The following is a 22,879-nucleotide window of genomic DNA, read 5'->3' on the forward strand; positions in this document are numbered from 1 at the left end:
TACGTTTTTACTGAAATACTTAAATACAAAAAATAATGAACAGAAAAATTCAATTATTATCCATATTATTTTTAGGGTTTTCGCAGTTTGCGTTTTCCCAGATCAAGGAGGAAAAACTGATTCTTAATAAGAAAAGGGAGCCGGAGGTGAAGAAGATTGAGAAGAAGAAAACCTCTGTGGAAACCATCAAGAATTATCCGCCGGAAGAGAAATCCCAGAACCCTGTGAAATACACCATCACGGATGTGCCTGCGGTTTCGGATTTTAAAACATCTACCATTCAGGGACAGGATGTAACCCCGAAATTCGAAGGAACGGCGCAGAATAACTATCTGCAGTTCGGTATGGGTAATTTCGGGAAGATTCTCGGTGATGCCAATATTTCCAAAACTCTTGACAACAAGCTGGAAGTAGGAGCAGATTTCCATTTCCTTTCTACATTAGGCCTGAAAAAAGAATATGACTGGGATTCTAAACAGAGCTCTACAGCCATCGGGGCTTATTTAAATTCATACGGAGAAAAAGGGAAATTCAACCTGAACGCTCAGTATGGCCTGGATAATAATAGATATTACGGAATTTATGCATTGACGCCTTCTGCAGATGTGGATCTGAAGCAGAGAGTGAACCAGTTTAAAGTCAATGGATATTATGATTTTTATTCCAATGAAATATTAAATGATGTAAGGGTGAAATCATCTTTCCTGAAAGATCATTTTGATGCCCAGGAAAACCAGGTTTCCATCCTAGCTAATCTTTCCAAGCATGCCGTGGAAATCGGTAAATCAGGTGTTGTTTTAAACGCTGATTTAGGAGTTGGAGTGGAAGCTGTGAAAACAGATTTTGCAATCAGAGAGAAAAACTCATCCAATTTCTTTAATACCAGCCTTACTCCGAAAGTAACTTTCAGAAAAGGAGATTCTTATTTAATGCTGGGTTCCGGATTTTCTTTCCTGAATGCCAAAAATTCAAATGATACCATGGGCGGGGAAGTAAAAAATAATAAAACTTACTGGTTCCCACAGGCTGAGTTTCAGGTGGCTGCTGCTAAAGAATTTAAATTCTACGGAGGGGTAGACGGAGGTTTAAAGCTGAACACTTACGGAGATCTTCTGCAGGCGAACCCATTCATCCTTTCTGACCAGTTTTTAAAGCCTACAGAGACACAATATCATTTTTATATAGGTTTACGTGGAGACATCGACGAAACGTTTAAATACGACTTCTCTGCCGGTTACGGAAAAATGAGGAATATTATGTTCTTCCAGGGAAACAGTTTATTTGATAATACCTATTCTCTGAACCGTTCTGCCTATGATTTCGCGAATACATTCTCTGCGGTATATGATGATGGAAATGTAAGTGATATTAAAGGCAGCGTACAGTATTTTCCGCTTGAAAACTTAGTATTGGACGGAGAAGTAAGGTTTACCAAATATAACCTGAAAAATTACGCGGATATTTATAACGTGCCTCTGTTGAATGCAAGCATCGGAGCTAAATATACCATGCTTGACAAGAAATTACTGTTAGGATTCAAAGGAATATTTGCCAGTGACAGAACGACAAACTCTTTCGCTATTGACGGGGTAGCCAATCCAAACATGGTTTACCAGTCTACGGAAAACAGAAATGACAAAGTAGGAGGATATGCAGATCTGAACCTTTCCGCAGAATATAAATTCCACAAGAATTTCAGTGTTTTTGCACTCGGAAACAACCTGCTGAACTCCAATTACCAGACGTATAAAGGCTATAAGGTCTTAGGTGCTCAGGTGATGGGAGGAGTGAAGATTACTTTCTAAGATTAAAAATATTCGATATAAAAAAGCCCTGCATTCCGGAATGCAGGGCTTTTTGTTGTGTACTATGTTATTTTTTAACATTGATAATGGAAAGAATAGGTTTCCTGCTTTCATCTGAAAATTATCTTGGATGTTGGATGTTTTGTTTTTAAATATCTGACATTTAATTATTTGCTTCAAGGTAGTTCCTTTTTTCGAATATTATTACCGATGGATCATTCTTCAAAAGGCGATTGATCCTGTAAATGATTTTAGAATTAAACTTTTACAAACTGGATAAATTGTAAAAAAATCTGTATTTTCGCAGTCGGAAAACATAAGTGATAAGTCTTTGTGATTATTCAAAGCTTATGAAATATTGCTTATGAATACGGCTGCATAGTTTAATGGATAGAACTTCGGATTTCGGCTCCGACAGTGAGGGTTCGAATCCTTCTGCGGTCACCAATCGCCCCTGCTATAGGGGCTTTTTTATTTTATAACCCAAATAGCCCTCGAAGAATTGTTTCATTCAAAAAATTCTTGATAATTCAGGAATAAAAAGGGTATAGATTCTCTCAGAAGTGTTTTGTAGTTAATTTTATTTAGTTATATTTGGGAATAGGTACTATATGTACTATAAAACAAACATATTAATAAATAATTATGAAAAATTTAAAGAAAATTACAAGAGAGGGGATGAGATCAATCCAGGGATCAGGCACAACCGTATGCCCGGCAAAATACTACCTTAAATGTGAGTCTATCTATGTGTGTGATCCGGAACAGGGTATTTATGATTGTCTTTGTTCTTGCGTTCCTATTGGAAGTTAACTCTCTTTTCAGATGATCTGATTATAAAGTACAAATTAAGCCTTCTCATTGAGAGGGCTTTTTTGTTGTGTTTATGAAAAATCAAAATGGCATGTTTGTACGAATTTTTGGAAGCAATATTGTGTTTGTAATGGTAAATATTAATACCATTAGAAATCAGTAATTTCCTGATATAATCAGATAAATACCCATTAAAGCTTATTTCAGCAAATCACTGAACCAAACATAGATGTCAATGTCTGTGGGAATGTTTAATTTCTTCCTTAAATTGTATTTTTTTGTCTGCACTGTTCTTACAGATGTAAAAGTATATTCTGCAATATCTTTTGTAGAAAAATTGAGGTACAGATAAGCACAAAATCTCAGTTCTGAGCTTTGAATATTATTGTTTAAAAGTAAGATCTTTCTTGTAAAATCAGGATAAAGGTCATTAAACCTTGTCAAAAATTCCTGTTTGTTCTGCTTTGCGAGTAATACTACTTCTTCAAATAATTCGCTATAATTATTCTGTGGTGTACTTTCCACTAGTGGGATATCAATTTTGTCCAGTTTTTTACTTTTATTTTTCCTGTAAAAGAAGAATGCAATATAGATTAAGAAACAGCATACTATTGCAGCCCCAATGAGTGAATAGATTAAGTTTTTATTATTATTCTTTAGAGATTCCTTTTCATTTAAATCTTTATTGTCTATGGTATTTTTTACTGAAATATTTTTCGATTCATTGGCATGCTGGATTTCAATGATTTTTTGAGAATAATAAGCAACGCTGTCTTTTTCACCCATCTTTATATATAACTCTCTAAGCTCTTCTGCAATATCCAGCTGGCTGTTTTCAGTTGGGAAATACTTGTCTGCAATTTTTTTTGCTTCCAGATAATAATACTGTGCTTTTTTATAATCATTGGTTTTCCTGTAAATAGACCCTGCATAAAAATAGGTGTCGTGCATTAATTGAAGCTTCCGGTTTTGCGTAGTACTTCAATATCTTTCAATGCTTCTGAAATATAGATCTTGGCTGAATCCAGTTTATTGATCTGTAAAAAAGCAGTGGCTAAATAAGGAGTTGCTGCATACGTTTCACTGATTCGGTTTCTTTGATTCGGGGGGAAATAATCAGGATGACTTCTGCATACTTTCGATAATCTGTAGGCTTCTTTGAAGCTGATAAAAGCTTCTTTAGCATTCTTAGTTTCATCATGCACAGTCCCTTTTTTTAGTTGTACTCTGTAATTGATGCAGGGATTATCTTTTATATCTTGAGGCATCTCATCCAGTTTTTTTAAGGCTGCCATATATTTTCCGGCATCCTGATAGATGGTAGACTGGGTATTCTTTACGTAGTATAGAATATTTGAAGAGGTGCCTGAATAGATTAACTTTTCATCATCAATTTTGTTGATATAGGCTAGGGCTTTTATTTTGTCATTATCTCTGAAATAGATATTGGCCATTACGGCATAGCTGAATGCCAGACAGTCTTTGTAATCCATTTTTTTGCACTCGGCAATGATTCCATTAATTTTTTTAATTTCTTTATCGCCTATGGCATCAGGATCTAAAACCTGAATTTCTGCCATTAACTGCTTCTCTTTGGACTCCTGAGAAAAAGATAAGGTATGTAGTGTAAAAAGGAATATAAACGAAATAATTTTTTTTGTGATCATGAAATTTTCGATACTTTTTATTTTGTTAAACTAATAATTTGAAGTTATTCTGTAACTATGTATTGAGTAAATTTTTCCGGAAATTTTACTGATGAAACATTTGGTTTTTTTAATAATTGTCGGTGGAATATTACAGTATGTATTTTTAATATTCCTGAAAGAAAATGTGGAAAATATTTATAATAATTCTGACATTCTTACATGACTTTTTTCGGGATTCATTTTTCAAATTGTTATTATATTCTAATGACATCATTGTTTTTTTTCTTCTCAAAAGTATCATACTTATTATATACGTGCAATTAAGCGGGCTACGTATTATATACTATGATTTGATTATCAATAAGTTTAATTTACTCGCATGATATATTTTCAGTGAAAAAATATTATGGTATGTAAAAAAATCAATTCTTGTTGATTTAAATTGTACCATCTAAAACTTTAAAATAATCTTCTGTAAAAGTATTGATGTTCGAAATCAGATTTAAAATACTACACTTCTGTACTAAAAAAGATAGTTCACATTATTTGAAAACGGAGTAAAATCCATACGTATTAGATACTTGATTTGCTTACTGCTTTCAAAGTGAATTCATATACATTCTATATTCGCAGAATCCAAAAACCATTTCAACTTTTACAGCGGTAAAAGTTTAGAACAAACTGTTCCTTCATTCGAAATATTCATCAGCATTATTGACTAATTTAAAATAAAAAAGCATGTATTTAAACGATATTCATATTGGAAAACTTATTAAGACGAAGGTTCAGGAAGATTCTCTTCATATTGACAGAATTTGTGACTATTTTGACTGTATTCAGTCAATGATTGAAGAGATGTATACCCAAAAATCTTTGGATTGTGATATTTTAATGAAGTGGTCCAAGCTTTTAAAATATGATTTTTTCAGGTTGTATTCCACCCATTTAATGCTATACGCTTCCAAAGCCCAAAAACCAAAAGATAAGACTTCTTTGCCAGTGTTTAAGAAACATCTTTATACAACGGAGATCATTGAATTTGTCCTTAGTCTTATTGATGACAACATAAAGACGAAGACTCAGATTATTGAAGAATATAAGATTCCAAAAACTACATTATACCGATGGATCAATAAATACCAAACCTCTAAATAACAGCGTATGCCGGATTATAAAAAAATTTTTGAAGATATTATAGAAATGAAATTTCCGGATAAAAGGTTGAAATGCAGCGCTATATTATCTAAGCGTACTCTGACTTCTTTAGACATTATTATATTGAACGATTTGTTGTTTGGGAAAAAGATAGCCAACAATCAAAAATTTAAATCTTATGATGAAGCTACGATTTTAACCATTCTGAAGTTTCAGAAAAAACATAATTTATCTAACGTTCAGTTATCTAAAAAATTTAAAATTAGCAGAAATACAATATCAAAATGGAAGATTTTTTTTCAGAAAAGAATATTGTGACAGCAAATATTTCCGCATTGGCAGGATTTAAGAAATGAATAATAAATGTTTAAACTGCGGCACTTCTGTGAAAACTGCATTTTGTCCGGATTGCGGGCAGAGTATTACTGTAGATACTGAAATAAATTCCCCAGAAATTCACAAGATTGTTTTTGGCCACATTGATATTGATGGGGGCAAGTAAAGATTCATAGCCCAGGTTAAGCCCATAACCATACATATCATTACTATCTTTGTTAAATGGAGAAAACCGGTCACTTATTTTTCCGTATTGGAAAGAAGGAGTGATGTACATATTTTTGAGAAGATTGTACTGTACCTCTATTCCTGCCTTAGCTACTGCATTTATTGCAAGCTCTCTCTGCCGGAATCCATTAAATTCAGGGTTGAAGAGATCAAAATTATATTCGCTTCCTCCAAGATTATACTTTTGGTTAAGAAACAGATAGGCAGATTGGGCTTCCCCTTTACCGGAGGCAATATGAGTCCCTAAAAAATCATAGTATGTAATACGTATGTCTGAAAATTGTCTGCTTTTTGGCCTGAAGCAGAGAAGGTTGGTAATTGAATGGACTAATTATAAGCATTGAGTACTTATTTGGTGCTTATCTGATACTTATTAGTACTTACTTATTGTGTGGTGAAAGTTTAAAGGAAATAGCTTTGCACTTGGTTTCATGAGTGGTTGATCAGAAATAATATAAGCATCAGGGCTATCACTATCAATCTCAGCTTTTAAAATATTTCAAATTAAAATAAATGATGAGCAATAGGCACATTAAAAAATCAATATTCATGCTCTCTTTAAAATTATTAGCGGTACGAATCAACAGATTGCTAGTAAAACACGCCTGCTGAAAGATAAAATTTAAATATAAACCAAAATGAAAAAAATTATTGTGTTGGGAGTTCTTTTCTTGATCCCTTCTGTTAAAGCCCAGGTGGGGGTAAATACAACCAATCCTGCAGCTACTTTAGATGTTGTGGCCAAAAATCTTTCTGCAACCAGTGTGGACGGAATCATTGCTCCGAGAATAGACCGATTAAAGGCATTTAATATGTCTGGAGTTCCTGATGGAACGCTGATTTATATCAATAATATTTCTACTGGTACAGCAACAGGCCAAACAGTGAACATTACATCTACCGGATATTATTATTTTGAGGGAACAGCCTGGAGAAAATTAGATACAGGAAATGTAAATATCTATACTTCAGATGGAACTTTAGGCAATAACCGCACTGTGACTATGGGAACGAATAATATTACATGGAGCAGTACAGCTGCTGCTACAACGGCAACTAATTTAACCGCTAACTCCATTACTACAGGTAGGGCATTAGATATTTCAACTACTGGGTTAACCACAGGTACAGCATTAAATATTACATCAACTAACGGGAATAATACCAACGGTGTGATCAAGATCGCAAATACCTCGGCATCCGGAGCCGGAACTTTTGCTACATTACAAGCCAATAATACTGCCGGAGCCGGTGTAACCATCCTCAATAGTGGAAATGTCGGGGTAGGAACAGCTACACCGGGAACAAGATTGGAGATCAATAACGGAACAACTAACGGGGCGGTAAAAATTACAGACGGAACCCAGGGAGCCGGTAAAGTATTAACTTCTGATAGTAACGGATTAGCGACCTGGCAAAATACAACTGTGACTAACGTAACGGGAATAACACCAACAGTGAGTACCCCATATGGAACAACAGCAGATAAGTACATGAATGCTTATATTGATCTGCCACAGGGTAGATGGTTTATATTTATAGGCTTTCTTGTGAATGGGGCTACAGCCGCTGATACGAGATATGCTTCAAGATTAACATTGTCGGATTCTAATACAGCTTTGTCGACCAATAATTTTAGTTTCATTAACAATAACAGTCTTGTACTTACCCAACAGTCTACCGGCGGTGCAGGAGCTTTTACATATGGGATGTTTTCAGCAGGAATTATAAGAGTTGATGTTTCAGCTGCCAATTTAAGACTATATATATGGGATACGAATACAAGAGCATATGGAAATACCTCCACAACCAGTCTTAACCAAAATGGTGAAAATTATGTTTTTGCAATTAAAGCAAACTAATGATCTTTCTCTTGAGTAGTAGATTGTAATTTTAGTATTTTCTTTGATTAAAAGTAAGAGAAGCCGGAAGATTATTCCGGTTTTTTCAGTATATCGTGGAGGCAGATGTTTGGCAAATGGCTTTCTCCCGAATTGGGACGTAATTTACAACGGGCTATACTTTTAAAGGTCTGCTTTTAATTGAATGTCAATTAAAATGGTGCATTTAAATTTATTTCAGTTAAAAAAACTTTTTATCAGATATTTAAATTAAAATAACTAATTTTAAGAAAACTAAATATCATGAAAACTGGAATCATTGTCATAGATCCGGGGCATGGTGGTGTGAATAATGTGGGCGGCTCCGATGCAAATCACGCAGTTTCTGCCTTAGGAGACCTCGAAAAAAATTTAACTCTTGAAATCGGCCTCCTTCTTGCGGAAGAGCTGAGATTAAAGAAACATCAGGTTCATCTTACCCGGAGTACTGATACGAATTTATCCCTTAAAGACAGAGCAAACCTCGCTTTGACCAATAAAGCGGATGTCTTTATTTCCATACATTTTAACGGCTGGAGTGATACCACAACACAGGGGACGGAAACCTATGTTTATCCGGGTGCCGGTGGCGACTCAGTGCTGTTGGCCTCTTCCGTACAGCAAAGACTGGTACAGGCAACAGGCTATAAAAACAGAGGAGTCAAAGAAATGAAATTGGGAGTCCTGAATCCTGCTTATCATTCTCCTAAAACAGCTGCTGTTTTGGCTGAGATCAGTTTTATTACAGAAACGAACGATGCCCAAAGATTAAGGCAGACTGCTTACAAAAAATCTCTTGCAAGTGCCTTGTCAATTGCTGTCGATGACTTTATCAATAAACACAGCAGTATAAAGAAAACCGAGGTGCAGCAGTTGTTCAATGTATTGGATACAGAAGATTCTGATATCTAGACAGATCAAAAAAACTTACCCTATTCTTAAATAATCTGAAAACAGACCGCTTTTCAGAGTGTCTTCTTTTGTTATTTTTTGGATAAGGTTTTTTTATTTTAATGATGATCACGAAGTATCAGGTTTTAAACGAGAAGCGATGAGGTTCGGATAGTCTTGGTTATAGAAATCAAATATCTCTTTTTTTAGCATTCAGCGTTGTCATCTACATTTTTTAAATCCAAATTCAGGTTTAACAATAGTACCCAAACGGGTAATTGACAGGACAACATATAATTACAAAATTTGTGAAGGAACAGGATGTGGTAATAATTATTAACAGATAAAACAGAACCATCAGTTGAAAAGAAACAACCGGAGCAGATTTTATGAAGTAATAAAATAGGGATTTAAACACCTCCAAAAATAGATTGGAATAGGGAAGAAGTTTAAAATGTAAGGGGTCTTTATTCTGATCATAGGAACAAACTACATTAAACTAAAAATTTCTAACTATGAAAAAAATTGTTATTCTATTGATGTTGAGTTTTTTAAGCTCTTCAAGTTATTTGTATGCAGCTAATCCTGCTATTATTGATTCTACCAGTCAGCAAGCGAATCAGACGAGCCCTGGTACTACTCCTCAGGATGTGGGAGCTAAAAAAGATGAACAGCAAAAACAGCCTGATCCCACATTGTTAACTGCTTATGAATACCAGAAAAAGTATCCGGAAATTCTTTATAAGAAGAAAGGGAAGAGTTTTGAAGCTTCATTCTGGATCTCGTTTTTATTGATTTGGGTGGCGGGAATTGCCCTTGTCATGAAAACAGCACTCTGCCGGGATTTAAGTTATTCTCCTGATGGAAGCGGTTTAAAACCGATAGAAGAAAGGCCCTACAGTTTTGCAAGAATGCAGGTATTTTGGTGGACAATGATTATTTTATCCTGTTACTTGTCGTTCTATATCTATACGGGGTTTTTGGTAGCACTTACTCCAAGCGCTGTTATTTTATTGGCCGGAGGATTGGGAGTTTCCGTCCTGGGAGATACCATGAATAAAACGCAGATGAAAGAAAACACCAATCCTATTCGTCTTCGGCATCAGGATATAGAAGATTCGAAAGGATGGATTACAGATATCCTTTCTGATGATGGAGGGGTCAGTATTCACAGGTTTCAGTGCCTGGTTTTTAACCTTATTTTCGGGATTGCTTTTGTATTTGTATTCAGAGATAATGTATTGGCGAAAGTATTTCCGTTTCTGGAATTCGAAACCTGGCAGCTTACTTTATTAGGAGTAAGTGCAGCAGGATATTTAGGCTTTAAACTAAGTGAGAATCCTAAAGAAACAAAAAATGAACGTGAAGTGGAAGCGGTAACGGAAGTGCTTAAAAAGCGTAATATAGATCCTGGGACACTTGTCGCAATGAAAGGGATGCAAATTTCTTCTGATGAGGTAAAAGGTCTTTCTGACGAATTTTTAAAACTGGCAACAAAGCTGATAGAAGAGAAAAAAATTCCTCTGAAACAATAGGACTAATCGTTTACAGATCCTGTTGGCTTTCCATTTTATGCATTATTTCTAATCTTTAAATTCAAAATGCTATGCCCTATACTATTCCCGATAAGCTTAATACTTATTTTAAAAACCATCTTCATTTGATTGCAGAATTGCAATGGGGAGATGATGCGGATGACACCGGATTAAAATTTGGAATTTTTTTCACAACCAGAAACCCTCAAAAGGAAGGAGATCCTCTTTTTGAGGGAACCGCTTTTGTTAAAGAAAATCCTACGATTACGAAACCCTCATGGAATATACCTCATACCTTATTTCTGTTGCCCCTGAGCCAAGAGGCAGAAGATTCCTTAAAAAAGAAAGAAATAAAGTTTAATAGGTTAAGGCTTACCAATTCTCAAACCATTGGAGGACAATATAAGTATGTATACTTTAATGCATCAGAACCCGACGATGTTTATTTAGAACTTGATGAAGCTCAGCAGATAGGTATCAATAAAGGACATCTGTATTTGTTAGATTCAGAAGGCAGGGATGAACCGTTTCCGGTAGTGATTATTGATGAAGATTTCGAATCATCGGATCGGTTGTTCTACTTTGATGCTCCCGGATGTTTAATGCACAATGAATATAATACTAAATTCCAATTTTGGTTTGGGGTAAGAAATAGCAGTCAACCCTATTTCAGGATGGGAGCTGACGATGAAATAGACTCTCCTGTAGTATGGCAGTCAAACAAACGGCTAGATGATTTTGTTGACGGTGGTAAGGAGTTTAACTGGAAATTATCATATACTATTTTTGAAAAGGGTCTGAGCAATAGATTAGGAGAGGCAGTAAATAGCTGGAATACGAAGTATGGCAATCAGGCATGGCTTTTTTTAACGGAAAATGATAATAAAAGAAGTATTTTCCCAATTTATTCCTGTTTCAAAAACGATTTTTCAATTGATTTCATTCTTGATACGGCGGATCTGCACTTTGTACAGATTGCAGGCTATTATAAAGGGGAAATATATACCAGAATCGGGAACTGGAGCCGGGACCGTACACTGAAACAGCTGAATCTCCTTGATAAAGCCAATGATTTACTAAATAGAGTAAAAAGCAGCCGCAAAGTAGTCAATAAGAGCTTACCGTTTTCCATAGCTCCTTCTATAGGGACAAAAAATGCAACAGATGAGCCCTACGTAGTTTGTAGTGATTATAATTATGAAACAGACAGATATGGCAGCGCCGGTTATAATCTGCTTAAAACCTACCTTGTAGATGTCGATCTGAAATTACTGAAAAAACCATTTTACGATGAATTGGTAACATTTCCAAATGTAAGAGATGTAAACGGGGAAGAACTGAATGCCCAGCTGACATTTAATTCCTCCAGCAATACAGAATGCGTAAATGATAATGGAACTTTATTCAGAATAGAGATAAAACAGGTTGTGTACGAAGGAAAAGGAATAACTTATATGCCTTCCGTTTCCATAGGCTCTTTACAGTTTGAATTAAGAGGATTAAAAGAGAAGGGCGATTTTGGAGCCATTTACTTTAATCTTACCCGTAAATCTACCCAAAAACCTTTCTTTCTATGGCAGTATAATGAATCTATAGCTAATGATATTGAGCTTAATTATGCTATCCGTAATTTCAGACTCCCGGTAAAAGATATAAAACCATTCGGACAGGATCTTTTAAGAAAAGACAAATACCTGGCTCCCGGTACCGCAAATGCTGTTGGGCAGGGAATGGGAGAACGTGTTCAGTACCCGCTGATTATTCCTCTCACTGAAAACAGTAAGGATGCTAAAACAGATGAGAAGATCAAATACATTTTGCAGATTTCCGAAAGCATCAATATAGCACAGGATTTTCGGGTAGATATGCAGATACTGAAGTACAATCCGGAAACGAATACAGATGGGCAGGATCATTCTTCAAGAGTAAAAGCAGTCATTCTGGATCATAATCCTCAGTTTACGGGGTTGATAGATACCCAGTTTATTCAGAACAAAGGTGAAAATGACAATGAATGGCTGGTCGCTCAGAAATCAGATCTCAACAATGAAGACGGAGCCTGGGAAATAGCGAATGATGCAGTGGCAGATAAAGGATTTAAATTGATCCTGCCTTCACAATCCATAGGAGAAGCCTACGTGAAGCATGATGAATTAGGCAAAGAGAAGAAAGACAAGCAAGAAAACAAAGACGAAAAAATTGAGTATGTTGAAATTGGAGAGCCGCAAAAAGGCAAAAAAATAGAATACAGACTGAGCCCTCCGGCCGTATTAACGATTGCACAGGACCGGTTTAATAAAAGATTTGTAGCCCCTGCCTGGAATCTGAAACGTATTTGGGGACGTACGGGAGATCAGGCCCCTGGTGTTCCGTTGCTCAATGCTCAGTTTGAAAGCTTGTATGGGTTGGTGTCTATACTGGATACGGATAACAAAACCTATATTGCTGAATTGGGCTCTAAGCTTGGAGAAGCGCCTCCGCCTGCTCTCAATTCTATCCAGTGGAAAGCTACGGAAGGCCAAAAAGAAGCCTTTTCAAAAGCCTATAATTATTATCTGGCATTTTACAGAGCCTGGCTGTCCCGGTTAGGTATTCTGGAACCAAGTGGGTCTGATGCATTTGGTAAGACAGAATTTTCAAAGGAACTGACTGTCCAGCCAAGATTTTCCATTGTTGAATCAGCTCATTTTATAATTAAAGAAGGAAAAATAGAGAAGTCGGAAAATAGTTCAGTAGATGAAAAGAATATAATATACGCCAAAGAAACAACAGACAATTCTGTCAATACTCAGCTGATCATCATTAATAATGCTATTTATTACCGGAGAGAATCAAACCGGTTTGAAGTCTTAAACGGAACAATCAGCTTGAAAAGTGAAGAAATTCAGGATGATGAACTGCTGAAAGAATCCGATCTGATTTATGCCTATAAAGCTGACAAAAAAATCATAAAACTGGATATCGGTCTGGATAATAAAGTTATTGAATTTGAACCTTATGAATCCAATGATCTGATCATAACAGACGGAGAAATCATCTGTCCTGGTGATTCTGGCAGGCTTACAACAACATCGATATACGCAGGCTACAGCAAAGAAGGAACGGTTGTTTTGCTCAGAAAATCAGAAAAGAATGTTTTGGAAATCATTGGTCCGGATATCAAGTACCCTATCAGGTCCATAGAAAAGCAGGATGATCTTTTAGCACAGATCAAACGGTTACATAATGCTGACGGATTAGCCGGTGGTGCTTTTTATGGCTTTGAAGCAGAAGTCATCTACAAAGAATTCTGGAAAGCCTTTTTAGAAGGTAAAAAATCTACTTCGGCCGAAATCAAAAACATAGCGTTTTCTTCTTTGGGAATGTGGGCAAAGCAGACTGCACGGTTTGCGCAGGATAAAACCATTATTAAGAATACCACAACAATGGGGAGAACCCATTTTTATGCTGTAGAACGCATCGGAAGGATAGGTGTATTCTGGAACAAAGCCAAACATGTTATCGAATATGAAAGAACAGTAGTCACGTCAAAGCAGTTTCCCGGTCAGCCGGATCATAACGGAAGAGTATTGGTAAGAAAAGTAAGGGAATATATTGAAATCCTGGAGCCCAGCCGTTCTTATCCCGACTATGAAGGCAATATAATGGAAGCTAGCGGCTGTGTAAAAGCCATGACCTTTAAATCCAAAATCATCCCTGTTTTGGGGTCATGGGGTAAAACCGTAAAGAAATACCATTTGGGAACTAACGAATGGGATGGCATAGGATGGGAAGTTCCGCTTTGGAATAAAGAAGCAGATCCTGAAGTATATCCTAAACCTCAGGTCCTTGTGGAAGCTTTGGCCGGAAGCGATTTTCATACCCAGACTGTTTCGGTGACCATTTCAGAGCCCGAAAACCTTTATTTTTATACCGATTGCCGGGAAAAAGTAAACTACAGGGGAGTTGATGTGGTCATAGATGCCAATACCAATGTCTGGCCTGCGGTGCTGTATACGGATTATACGCTATTGCCGCTCCCTAAGCAATTTGATATTTCGCCCAGTGCCTCTGTAAAAGGAGAAGGTTTGAATGCCCCTCTCGCTGCTCCCTTAGATGTATATCCCGGTTTTGAACGCTTTACATTTAGGGTTGAAAGTTCTCAGTCTCCTGTTTCCGTTACCGGGGCCTATTATCCCGATTCAATTTTTACGGGTAAACTGAGAACGGTAACGATGATGAGGCTGAATACTAAAAATAATGATCTGAAGAACGAAGAAGTTCTGAAAAAATCAGGTTATACCGATTTATTCGGAGAAAAAGGAAAACCGGGCATACTGCAAAAAACAGCCAACGGGTTTGTGGATATTGAAAACAGGTTGAGATCTTATCAGGCTATTAGTATAGATGATTATAAAAAACATATCCGTTCCGGTTATATTGATAGTATAAAGCCATTGGAACCAAAGAATAATATTCCACTACAATATCTGAAGGGAATTGAAGATAGAATAAGGGAAATTAAAAAAGCTAATGATGCAGAAATACAATCCATTCAGAGTCGTATTGTTGAAATTGAAAAAGAATTTGACTGGGTCAATAATCAAGAATTAAAAAAAGAACATGAAAGCTTACTGAACAAAAAGAATGTACTTACTGTTGAAAATGACCAAATAGATTTCTGGTTAAAAGATCCATCAGTATCGGAAAAAATAGATAACTCCAATTTCAATTTCCTCGTACAGCCGGTTTGGTTAAAAATACTGGAAGGAGCAGACGGATTACTGTTCAGAGCCCATTCATTCCTTGATGAACAGTTTGCTCAACTTAAAAAAGAAATTGATCAGTTTACTTCCGACAATGAAAAAAATATCGAACGTTTTAAAACGGAAGTTGAACGGGTGCAGAAAGAACTGAATAGCTTCAGACTGAATCTGGATCTTGGTTTGGAAAGAGTTCGAAATGTATTCAATGAGAATATCATAGAAAAGGTAAAAACTTTCCTCGATAATAAAAAGATGTTTGAAGGTCTGCTGGATAATTTAGATGGGGAAGTAGAAAATGCCTTTGCAGAACTTGACAAAATTGATGAGATAATCGACAGGATAAAAGCGGGACTTCAGACCATTGATGATTTAAAGACTAAAATCAAAGATGCAAAAGGAATTGATCAAAAGATAAAGGATAAAATCCTTGCTGCGATTGATAAAATCAGAACCTATTTCTTAGATTTCATTGCGGAAATAGAAGGCTTTAATCATGATACGTTGGAAAACTTCACTCAGAAAACAAAAGACTCTTATAAAGATTTCAGAGACAATATAGACGAAGGACTTCAAGCATTTTACGCAGAATTACAAACTTCTATCGAGGAGGTAGAAAAAGATATTAAAAAGCTCACAGAAGAATTTAAAGAGCAGACAGATGAAGCCTGGGACACAGCCTGGGCATTGATTAATAATGAAATTAAGAAGCTTGAAGGTTTTTATGATCTGAAGAAATCAGAGTTTGATGTAAAATTTGAGGAAACAAGGAATCAAGCGGATGCCATATTAATCAACCAGTTACTGATCCGGTTCTTTTTACCGGTATTATTTGGAAGAAAAGAAGATGAGGTTTGTGTTTATAGCATTCTCGTTTCCGTCAATTCCTGGATCAACAATATTATGGATTCTATAAAGCAAAGCCTTTTGGAATTGATAAAAGGTGGAAACTTTGATCCGGTAATCGTCAACGAATGGCTGGGTAAATATCAAAAGTTCAAAGACCTTGAGGAAGCTTTGAAGAAAGGAGATCCGGATAAAATAATCAGCGCATCCATTGCATTGGCCAATGAGCTGAACACAGAACTGGGAGAAGTTGCAGGACATATAGCAGAAATTGTACAAAAATCAGACGCTGTAGCAAAAAGTTGGGAAAGCATGAAAGATGTGGCAGATACCACACTCAACAATTACAGGGCAGTATTCGAAAAATTTACCGCGCCGGGTATGGGCTTCAATCGGGAGACCATTTCTATGATCGTCAATACCGACTGGAAAGATATAGAAGAAAAACTGTCGCTTACCCCGGTGATGGGCAAAGTACAGGAATTTGAAGACCGTCTTAATGCCGTGGGAATCAATCTACCCATTGCAGCTATTGCAGACAGCCTTCTGCCTGCTAAAGAAACCTGGGACAATTTTTCCAATTCCATGTTGAAGAAGTTTGATTTCAGTAATATCATCAATAAACTCAGTGCAGATTTTACCAATATGATCCCCGGATTTAAATTCATGGATGAATTCAGGGATAAAATAAAAGTAACCCAGGGATTCGACAGGAAAGAACTTCGGGGCTGGGTAAAAGCCAAAGCAGATATTGCTTTTAACGACAGAAAAAAACTCTTCTCTTTAGGCTCATTGATTGTGGAACTGGACAAAGGAAGGTTTTTCGCCAATATGGATGCAGATATAGATCCGTTCGGAACCACCACCACAAAAAGTACAGGAGCTTTAGCAGGATCATGGATTGTTCATATTTCCGGACAGGAGCTTATCACATTTGAAAATGCTGTGGTAAAAATGAATGACGGGAAATTCAATTTTGATCTTGATCCTCAAAACATAAAGATGAGCGGATTGCTAAAAATTCTTACCGATGCTACCAAAGAAATGAGCAAGACCGGAGCGGTACCTCCTGCCAAAGATGCAAAAGGAAAGAAAACAGACTATTTCAAAGTCAGTATACAGAAGCTGAAATACAAATATGAAGGAGGTAAGGAAATAGAAATCCCTACAGGAATCAAAGCGGCAGTCAACATCCCGAATATTACGGTAGGCGGAGGTACCACATCATTGTCTAACCTGTCTTTCGGAGCTTTCTTTTTACTGTCACTTATTGACCAGGGCGAGGAAATTGTAGGCAGCAAATTCCCGAAAATTAATTTTAAAATAGGCACAGGATTCTATCTGAGCAGCAGGGAAGCACCGTTTAATCTGGCATTCTTTATTTTCGGAGGCGGCGGATACTTTAAATGTAACTTCCTCTACGAACCAAGTAAACCGAATAACGGTAACGGCCTCACCATGGATTTTGCCATGAGTATCCATGCCAGTGCATGCTTTGCCTTCAATGCGGGCTGGATGAGCGGCTCACTCATTATTGCTATGGGACTGGAAGGTGAGTTCGTGAAAAAGCCAAAAGAAGCTGACATCAGCAGAGTGGCCATGTTTGTCATGCTTTCAGGAAATGCAGATATCATGGGTATGGTTACCGTATCATTATATGTACGTCTTGAGGCGACCTATACGAAAAGTGCAATCGGCACCCAGATACAGGGAAAAGGCATGATCCGGGTGAAAATAGAAGTATGCCGTTTTGTGACCATTACCGTGAGACGGGAGTTTACCAAAGTGTTCAGCGGTCCCGGTGAAGACAGCAGCAATTCTTCTGAGGAGATAGATTATGATACTGATGAAATTCTTAACAGTTTAGCTTAAAATAATATGATACATATACAATTAGACCCTTCTGTAGTAACGGTCAGAGATACATTCGGAATATCACTTTCTTTGGCGGGAGTGTACATAGATAAAGAAGAAGAAACCCTTCCTGAAATCCTGAGAAATGGAACCATTAACGATAACAATCCATTGGAAGATCTTGCTAAAGTATTATATCCATGGTATTGGAAAGAACAACCTCAAAAGTTGTTGTTGTATTTTTATAAAGAGAATAATTCAGATCCTTTAAATCCTTCTTACCAGCAAATAAATACATCATTTACATTTGTTGTTAATGCCCATAATTTTACTGATGCAGAAAAAGATATAAAGAAACTCATATCCTGCTATAACGAAGAGCTCAATAAATGCATAGTAACCGGGCAGACCATTAATAAAAATAAAATATCAGCTGTAAATAAAGCTGGAGATATTCATTTAGAAGATGCGCAGGATTCTATTCCGGAAGCTTATCTGATTGGAGCCATTGCCGGAAAGGCCCAGAAATTAGCTCCTTTAAATGAAGCTCTTTCCCTGGTATTCTTTGCCGCTGACAATTTTGACTTTGATAAAGCTGATAACAAGCCAATTACACATTTTGTTGCTTTTCCTATTGATTCTGACGACTGGGTACTGGAAGATAATCTACCTCCTGTATGGGATGAGAATGGTTTTATGCAGAAAAAATATCTACGGGAGATCAACGGAGAATCCTATGCCGTAAATGTACATAGTGCTGTTACTCCTATCCCGAAACCGGATCAGACGAAGCATGGTATAAAACTTAGAGACGATAAGGCCAATTTTGATGGTACTTTAATCACTTTGGAGGTAAACGACACGGAAGACTGGAGCGAAAAATGGCTGGAAAAACTGTTTTATCATATCAACCCATTGGAAGAAATTGCAGGATTTATAAGCAGATATAATGTAGAAGATATAACTGCGAATGGGGTCAAGCAAAATATAAAAGATATGAGCAGGCTCTTTTTCAGAGGTGTTGCACTGGAACTCAGGAATTATATTGCTTTTGGAGAAATCTGGGAAGAAAAAGAGGGTAAAAAAGTGTTAGTAGATACGAAATTTCACCAAAGCATAAGGGAAGCTTTAAAGACCCAATTAGACTATGATCAGGCAAAATTAAAAGACATTGCGCTGAAATTAGTAGATTATCAACCCGATTGGAAAAGACTTTCCCAATATCTTATTGCGTCTTTTAATGAAGATGAGCAAATAAAAGGCAAAATCACCTTTTTCTCCAAAATCATTGCAAAAACTATTTCCGATGGAGAATTTAACAGTGATAATTTTCTATCCCAATGGAAAGAAGAGATTGGTTTAATCTATGAAGTTATTAAAATCAATGGCAGAAAAGAACAATGGGTACTTGCCTCTATCACTGAATCTGCAAAGAATACAGATTTCAGGACAACCGATAGCCAGGGACATTCAAAAGATGTAAAACTCTATGACATGTTCACCTGTCAGGAGTCCTGGAACATTCTGGAGGCGCTGTGTACGGATATTCCGGTGTATGGAAATTATTTTGTACCTGCCGGTGAGCTTAGATTAAAAGCTTTTAAACAGAAATATCTGAAATTCTTAAGCCCGCAAAATATTAAACTTCAGGGGAAAGAAGGAAGCTCTGAGTATTTTGAAAGCCACGAATTTCAATGGAGACTTATTTTAAATTGTTTTTTTCATGTCGCCGACGAGAATCTTACTTTAGATACCGAAGAATTGAAACTATCCGTTCCACAACTGAGAGCCTTAATAAAGAGATGTTTTGCTGTGATCAATCTGATGATAGAGGAGGAGAAAAACTTTGATAATGTCATGTATTCCAATATTCCGCCTGTCCGTATACGTCTGAACACGGCGGTAGAAAAGCTGGATATAAGAATGAAGCACGATCCGGGAACTTTAAAGACATTACCGGATCCGGATGACGATCTTTTTGATGAAATTTCCGGGTATGTGGTTATCCAGAACAGGTCACAAAAACGGAATGATGATAATTTCGGAGAAGAATGGAAATACCTGAACCGTTGCAAGATAAACCGCGTACAGTTTCAAAAAGAAGCAGGTAAAAAGAAGTTAAAAAAGACAGATCAATCATTTGAAACCTCTTTTCTTATTCCTTCTTTTCTACCCAAGTTCAGTACTGATGAAGAAAATAAAGAAGATCCTGATTTTTCATTCAGACAGCGGTTTGTGGAAGTTAAAAATGAAAAGAACAGCTTAGTCGCTGGCTTTCAGAAAACAAACAATGATTTTGAAACAGGAAACCAAAGTATCAATGAAGGAGATGTAATGCTGGAAAATATATTTGACATAGAAACAAATAGCACAACAGGACAAATCATTAAACATGTTCCTTATGCTTATTTTTATGGATATCACTATAAATTCAAAGCATATGTAGTATTGAATAGCGGTGTTTTACCTCCCGAATTGCGAAATGGCAGTCTGACATCATTTAAGAAAAAGCTGGAGACCGACATCACTAAAAATATTTGTGACTTTCACTTTCTGCGCAGAGTTCCCGTAAGTTCGCCCAGAATTTCTTCTTGCAGCGATATCATTAAGGAAATGGAATTGCCTGTTCCTGCGCTTCCGGAAGGCCTTAAATTATTGACCTATGAACTGAAGCCGTACCAGGAAATCAGGGAAGAATTCTATGGAATAAAAGATCAGACCGATAAAGCCAGTCAGCAGGAATTATCCGTAACATTATTGCATAATCATTCCGGTAAAATATGTCTTACGGTTAAAAAACCTTCTACCCATTTCTGGAATTGGTACGCGTGGACTGCCTTGCAGAGTGATGATAAGGATTTAAAAAAGGCTATCGCTAAAGAATATAATCATAACAGACTGATTGGTCTGAAAGAGGATCCTGAATACCATCATTTTTGTGATCCTGCAGTTTCAGACGATCTACTCATTGAAACCAAAATCCTGTTCAGTTTAGATAATTCCAGAGAAGGAAAAGTCAATAAAATAGTAGTACCGCTTGGTAAAGGAGATACTTTAAGTGATCTCAGCAGAATTATTGAAATTAACCTCAAAGATGGAACAAATACTTTAGGAATTGAAAGTACAGAAGAGGTAACTAAAAGAATGAAGATGGAACTGCGCGCCGGGGAAATTCTCCATATAAAAGTTTCCGGCCTTATCAATGCAAAATATTTTAAGGATGGAGATCCGGACAGACGTTTTCATGAGTTTATGAAGGAGAATCTTGTTCTGTATACTTCGGATGGTGTTGATTATTACAAGTCACCTCCAAGTCATTATTTCATAGAAACAGCTTCCAAATTTGAGATTAAACCTGAAGAAATTTGGGATAAAATTATTTTTGAAAATAATACAGATCTTACCAGAGATAAAGTACAAGCTTATCTGGAAATTCAAAATGATAAAGCTTTATGCAAAAAGCTTTGCCTTACCCATCAGGTAACAACAGAGCATCAGATGTGGAGCTGGAACGGAAAACTAAGTACATTTAATAAAGGTATCCTGGATAATCCCGCGGACGTTGATAATGTTTTAGATCCTGTGAACACAGATACTACGAAAGCCATGAAGTTTGAAGTGGATTTTGCAGAACGTCCCGATTTTACATCCAATGTCACCCGCCGGTTTTTTCTGACAGCCAATCCGGATGGAAGCACTCGGCAGATTATTTTTACACATAGCCGTCCCGATGAAAAACGGGCTTTATATTACCTGCTGAATGTACAGCTGCATAGCAGATACGAATTGCTTGAAGGTTATAATGATATTGTGAAAGCCCACTCAATTTCTAAAGGCATTGATCCAGGTACAAGGTGGCGTCGTCATTTCCGGAAAACAAGAATCAGCAAAAAACTGCCACGCCCTGCCATAAGGTTTATTGTACCGCTCACCAAAAGTTTACAGACTGAAGAAAAAACAGGAAATATTTCAAATGCAGCTTCATTACTGATTGTTTTGGATGATGTATGGTATACTGAAGCCGGACTGGCCGAAAAACTTCAGGTAGGAATAGAAGTTGTAGAAAAAGATAAAACCGGAAAGTTGTTCATGCAGGCCGGGCTGGATCCCATCATCAGTGGAGATGGAACTCCGGAACTTGACAAAAACAATCATCATATAAAGGAAACCGAGGAACAGGATCCTTTGGATGAAACGAAGTTGATCACAACAAAGCGATTTGTTTTTGATGCGGTAGGTCCCATCGGATTAACCTTTGATCAGAATAGCATCCTGCCAAAAATTAATGCCAGTTGCTTTATTGTCAATATTCCTGAAACATCGGGAGTTTTTAAAGATGCGGACACAGATTTTCATTTAAAACCCTGGTCCATGATGAAGATTTCCGTGAGACGGGCATTGGAAGAAGGCCTGCACGAAAGTTTTCCGGAGAGCGATCTCGATCAGTTGGGAAGCGGATGGACAGAAAGTGAATGGGTACAGCATCTTCCGGATACAAAAACATTTATTCCGCGTTCATGGAGAGATGACAACAAAGATGCTCTGGATTTCACGATCCGGTATAGCCTTGATCAAAAGGGAAATATTGAAAAGAATTGTGAAATCAGTATTGCAGATGAAGAATATCTGATGAAAATTGAGCAGGAAATTGGTGAAAATTGTGAAAAATTTCTGATCCTTTCAAAGAGATCGTTTGATGTAGGAGGACTGCCAACAGAATCCTATGTGGCTGCAGTGGCCTTGAAAGGAATGAAAAAAGCTGTTTTAAACCATGATGCAGAAGATATCAGTACTGCATTCAGGAAAAATAAAGAGGGTATTAACGGATATGCCAGAATCTTGACCGTTCGAACCCATTCTTCCCAAAACAGTAAACTGGGTAGCCACAAAGAATCACTGAATGTTTGGGAAGGGCTTTTCGGTGCCTCTGTTAATGGAGATGTTGCTTTAGATGGCATTCAGAGTGATTCCATTTATGCTTTACCGTTGATCAGTGAAAGAGTACCGATTAATTTAAATGTTACTCCCAAATAAAATAAGCAATATCAATTGTAGTAAATCATCGATGCAATTTGAAATAACCCCTTACCCTTGTCAAGGTTCAAAATCTTGACAAGGTTTTTTTCTTTAGCGGGAAAAATTAAC

At 36.8% G+C, this 22,879-nt stretch carries 11 protein-coding genes and 1 tRNA gene; 9 read left to right on the top strand and 3 right to left on the bottom strand.

Annotated features, from left to right (window positions below; translation table 11 throughout):
* The first annotated feature begins 35 nt into the window (after nt 1–35).
* From ACM46_RS11100 to ACM46_RS23875, 3 genes are all read left to right on the top strand, one after another.
* The gene (locus ACM46_RS11100) at nt 36–1,805 is read left to right on the top strand and encodes a TonB-dependent receptor (RefSeq protein ID WP_048506711.1); all 1,770 of its coding nucleotides are present in this window, start codon (nt 36–38) and stop codon (nt 1,803–1,805) included.
* Between the two features lie 372 nt (nt 1,806–2,177).
* A tRNA-Arg gene (locus ACM46_RS11105) sits at nt 2,178–2,252 on the top strand.
* 198 nt (nt 2,253–2,450) lie between these two features.
* Entirely contained in the window at nt 2,451–2,618 is a 168-nt protein-coding gene (locus tag ACM46_RS23875; RefSeq protein WP_420911832.1) for a bacteriocin-like protein, read from the top strand.
* Between the two features lie 198 nt (nt 2,619–2,816).
* Here ACM46_RS23875 and ACM46_RS11110 read toward each other — a convergent pair whose 3' ends face one another.
* Nucleotides 2,817–3,569, bottom strand: a complete 753-nt coding sequence (locus ACM46_RS11110; RefSeq protein WP_048506712.1) for a helix-turn-helix transcriptional regulator — start codon at nt 3,567–3,569, stop codon at nt 2,817–2,819.
* Nucleotides 3,569–4,285 (bottom strand): tetratricopeptide repeat protein, encoded by a 717-nt coding sequence (locus tag ACM46_RS11115; protein WP_048506713.1) that lies wholly within the window; start codon nt 4,283–4,285, stop codon nt 3,569–3,571. The genes ACM46_RS11110 and ACM46_RS11115 overlap by 1 nt, the downstream gene beginning before the upstream one ends.
* A 720-nt stretch (nt 4,286–5,005) precedes the next feature.
* Here ACM46_RS11115 and ACM46_RS11120 point away from each other — a divergent pair.
* On the top strand, nt 5,006–5,422 hold the full coding sequence (locus ACM46_RS11120; RefSeq protein WP_048506714.1) for a recombinase family protein: 417 nt from the start codon (nt 5,006–5,008) through the stop codon (nt 5,420–5,422).
* A gap of 367 nt (nt 5,423–5,789) precedes the next feature.
* Here ACM46_RS11120 and ACM46_RS23650 read toward each other — a convergent pair whose 3' ends face one another.
* Nucleotides 5,790–6,305: a hypothetical protein gene (locus ACM46_RS23650; protein ID WP_338151996.1), complete on the bottom strand. Its 516-nt coding sequence runs from the start codon at nt 6,303–6,305 to the stop codon at nt 5,790–5,792.
* Nucleotides 6,306–6,624: 319 nt separating this feature from the next.
* On the opposite strand from ACM46_RS23650, the gene ACM46_RS11135 reads away from it, so the two are divergent.
* The 5 genes from ACM46_RS11135 (at nt 6,625) to ACM46_RS11155 (ending at nt 22,768) form a co-directional block, all read left to right on the top strand.
* Entirely contained in the window at nt 6,625–7,848 is a 1,224-nt protein-coding gene (locus tag ACM46_RS11135; protein ID WP_048506717.1) for an autotransporter outer membrane beta-barrel domain-containing protein, read from the top strand.
* Between the two features lie 282 nt (nt 7,849–8,130).
* Entirely contained in the window at nt 8,131–8,778 is a 648-nt protein-coding gene (locus ACM46_RS11140) for an N-acetylmuramoyl-L-alanine amidase (RefSeq protein WP_048506718.1), read from the top strand.
* Between the two features lie 494 nt (nt 8,779–9,272).
* Nucleotides 9,273–10,292, top strand: coding sequence for a hypothetical protein (locus ACM46_RS11145; protein ID WP_048506719.1), 1,020 nt, complete (start codon nt 9,273–9,275; stop codon nt 10,290–10,292).
* A gap of 71 nt (nt 10,293–10,363) precedes the next feature.
* Nucleotides 10,364–17,752 carry a coiled-coil domain-containing protein gene (locus tag ACM46_RS11150; RefSeq protein WP_048506720.1) on the top strand — a complete coding sequence of 2,463 codons (7,389 nt, stop codon included), beginning with the start codon at nt 10,364–10,366 and terminating at the stop codon, nt 17,750–17,752.
* Nucleotides 17,753–17,758: 6 nt separating this feature from the next.
* A complete protein-coding gene (locus tag ACM46_RS11155) occupies nt 17,759–22,768 on the top strand; it encodes a hypothetical protein (RefSeq protein WP_048506721.1) in 5,010 nt (1,669 codons plus the stop codon).
* The last annotated feature ends 111 nt before the right edge of the window (nt 22,769–22,879 follow it).

This window comes from Chryseobacterium angstadtii (assembly GCF_001045465.1).
Classification (GTDB): domain Bacteria; phylum Bacteroidota; class Bacteroidia; order Flavobacteriales; family Weeksellaceae; genus Chryseobacterium; species Chryseobacterium angstadtii.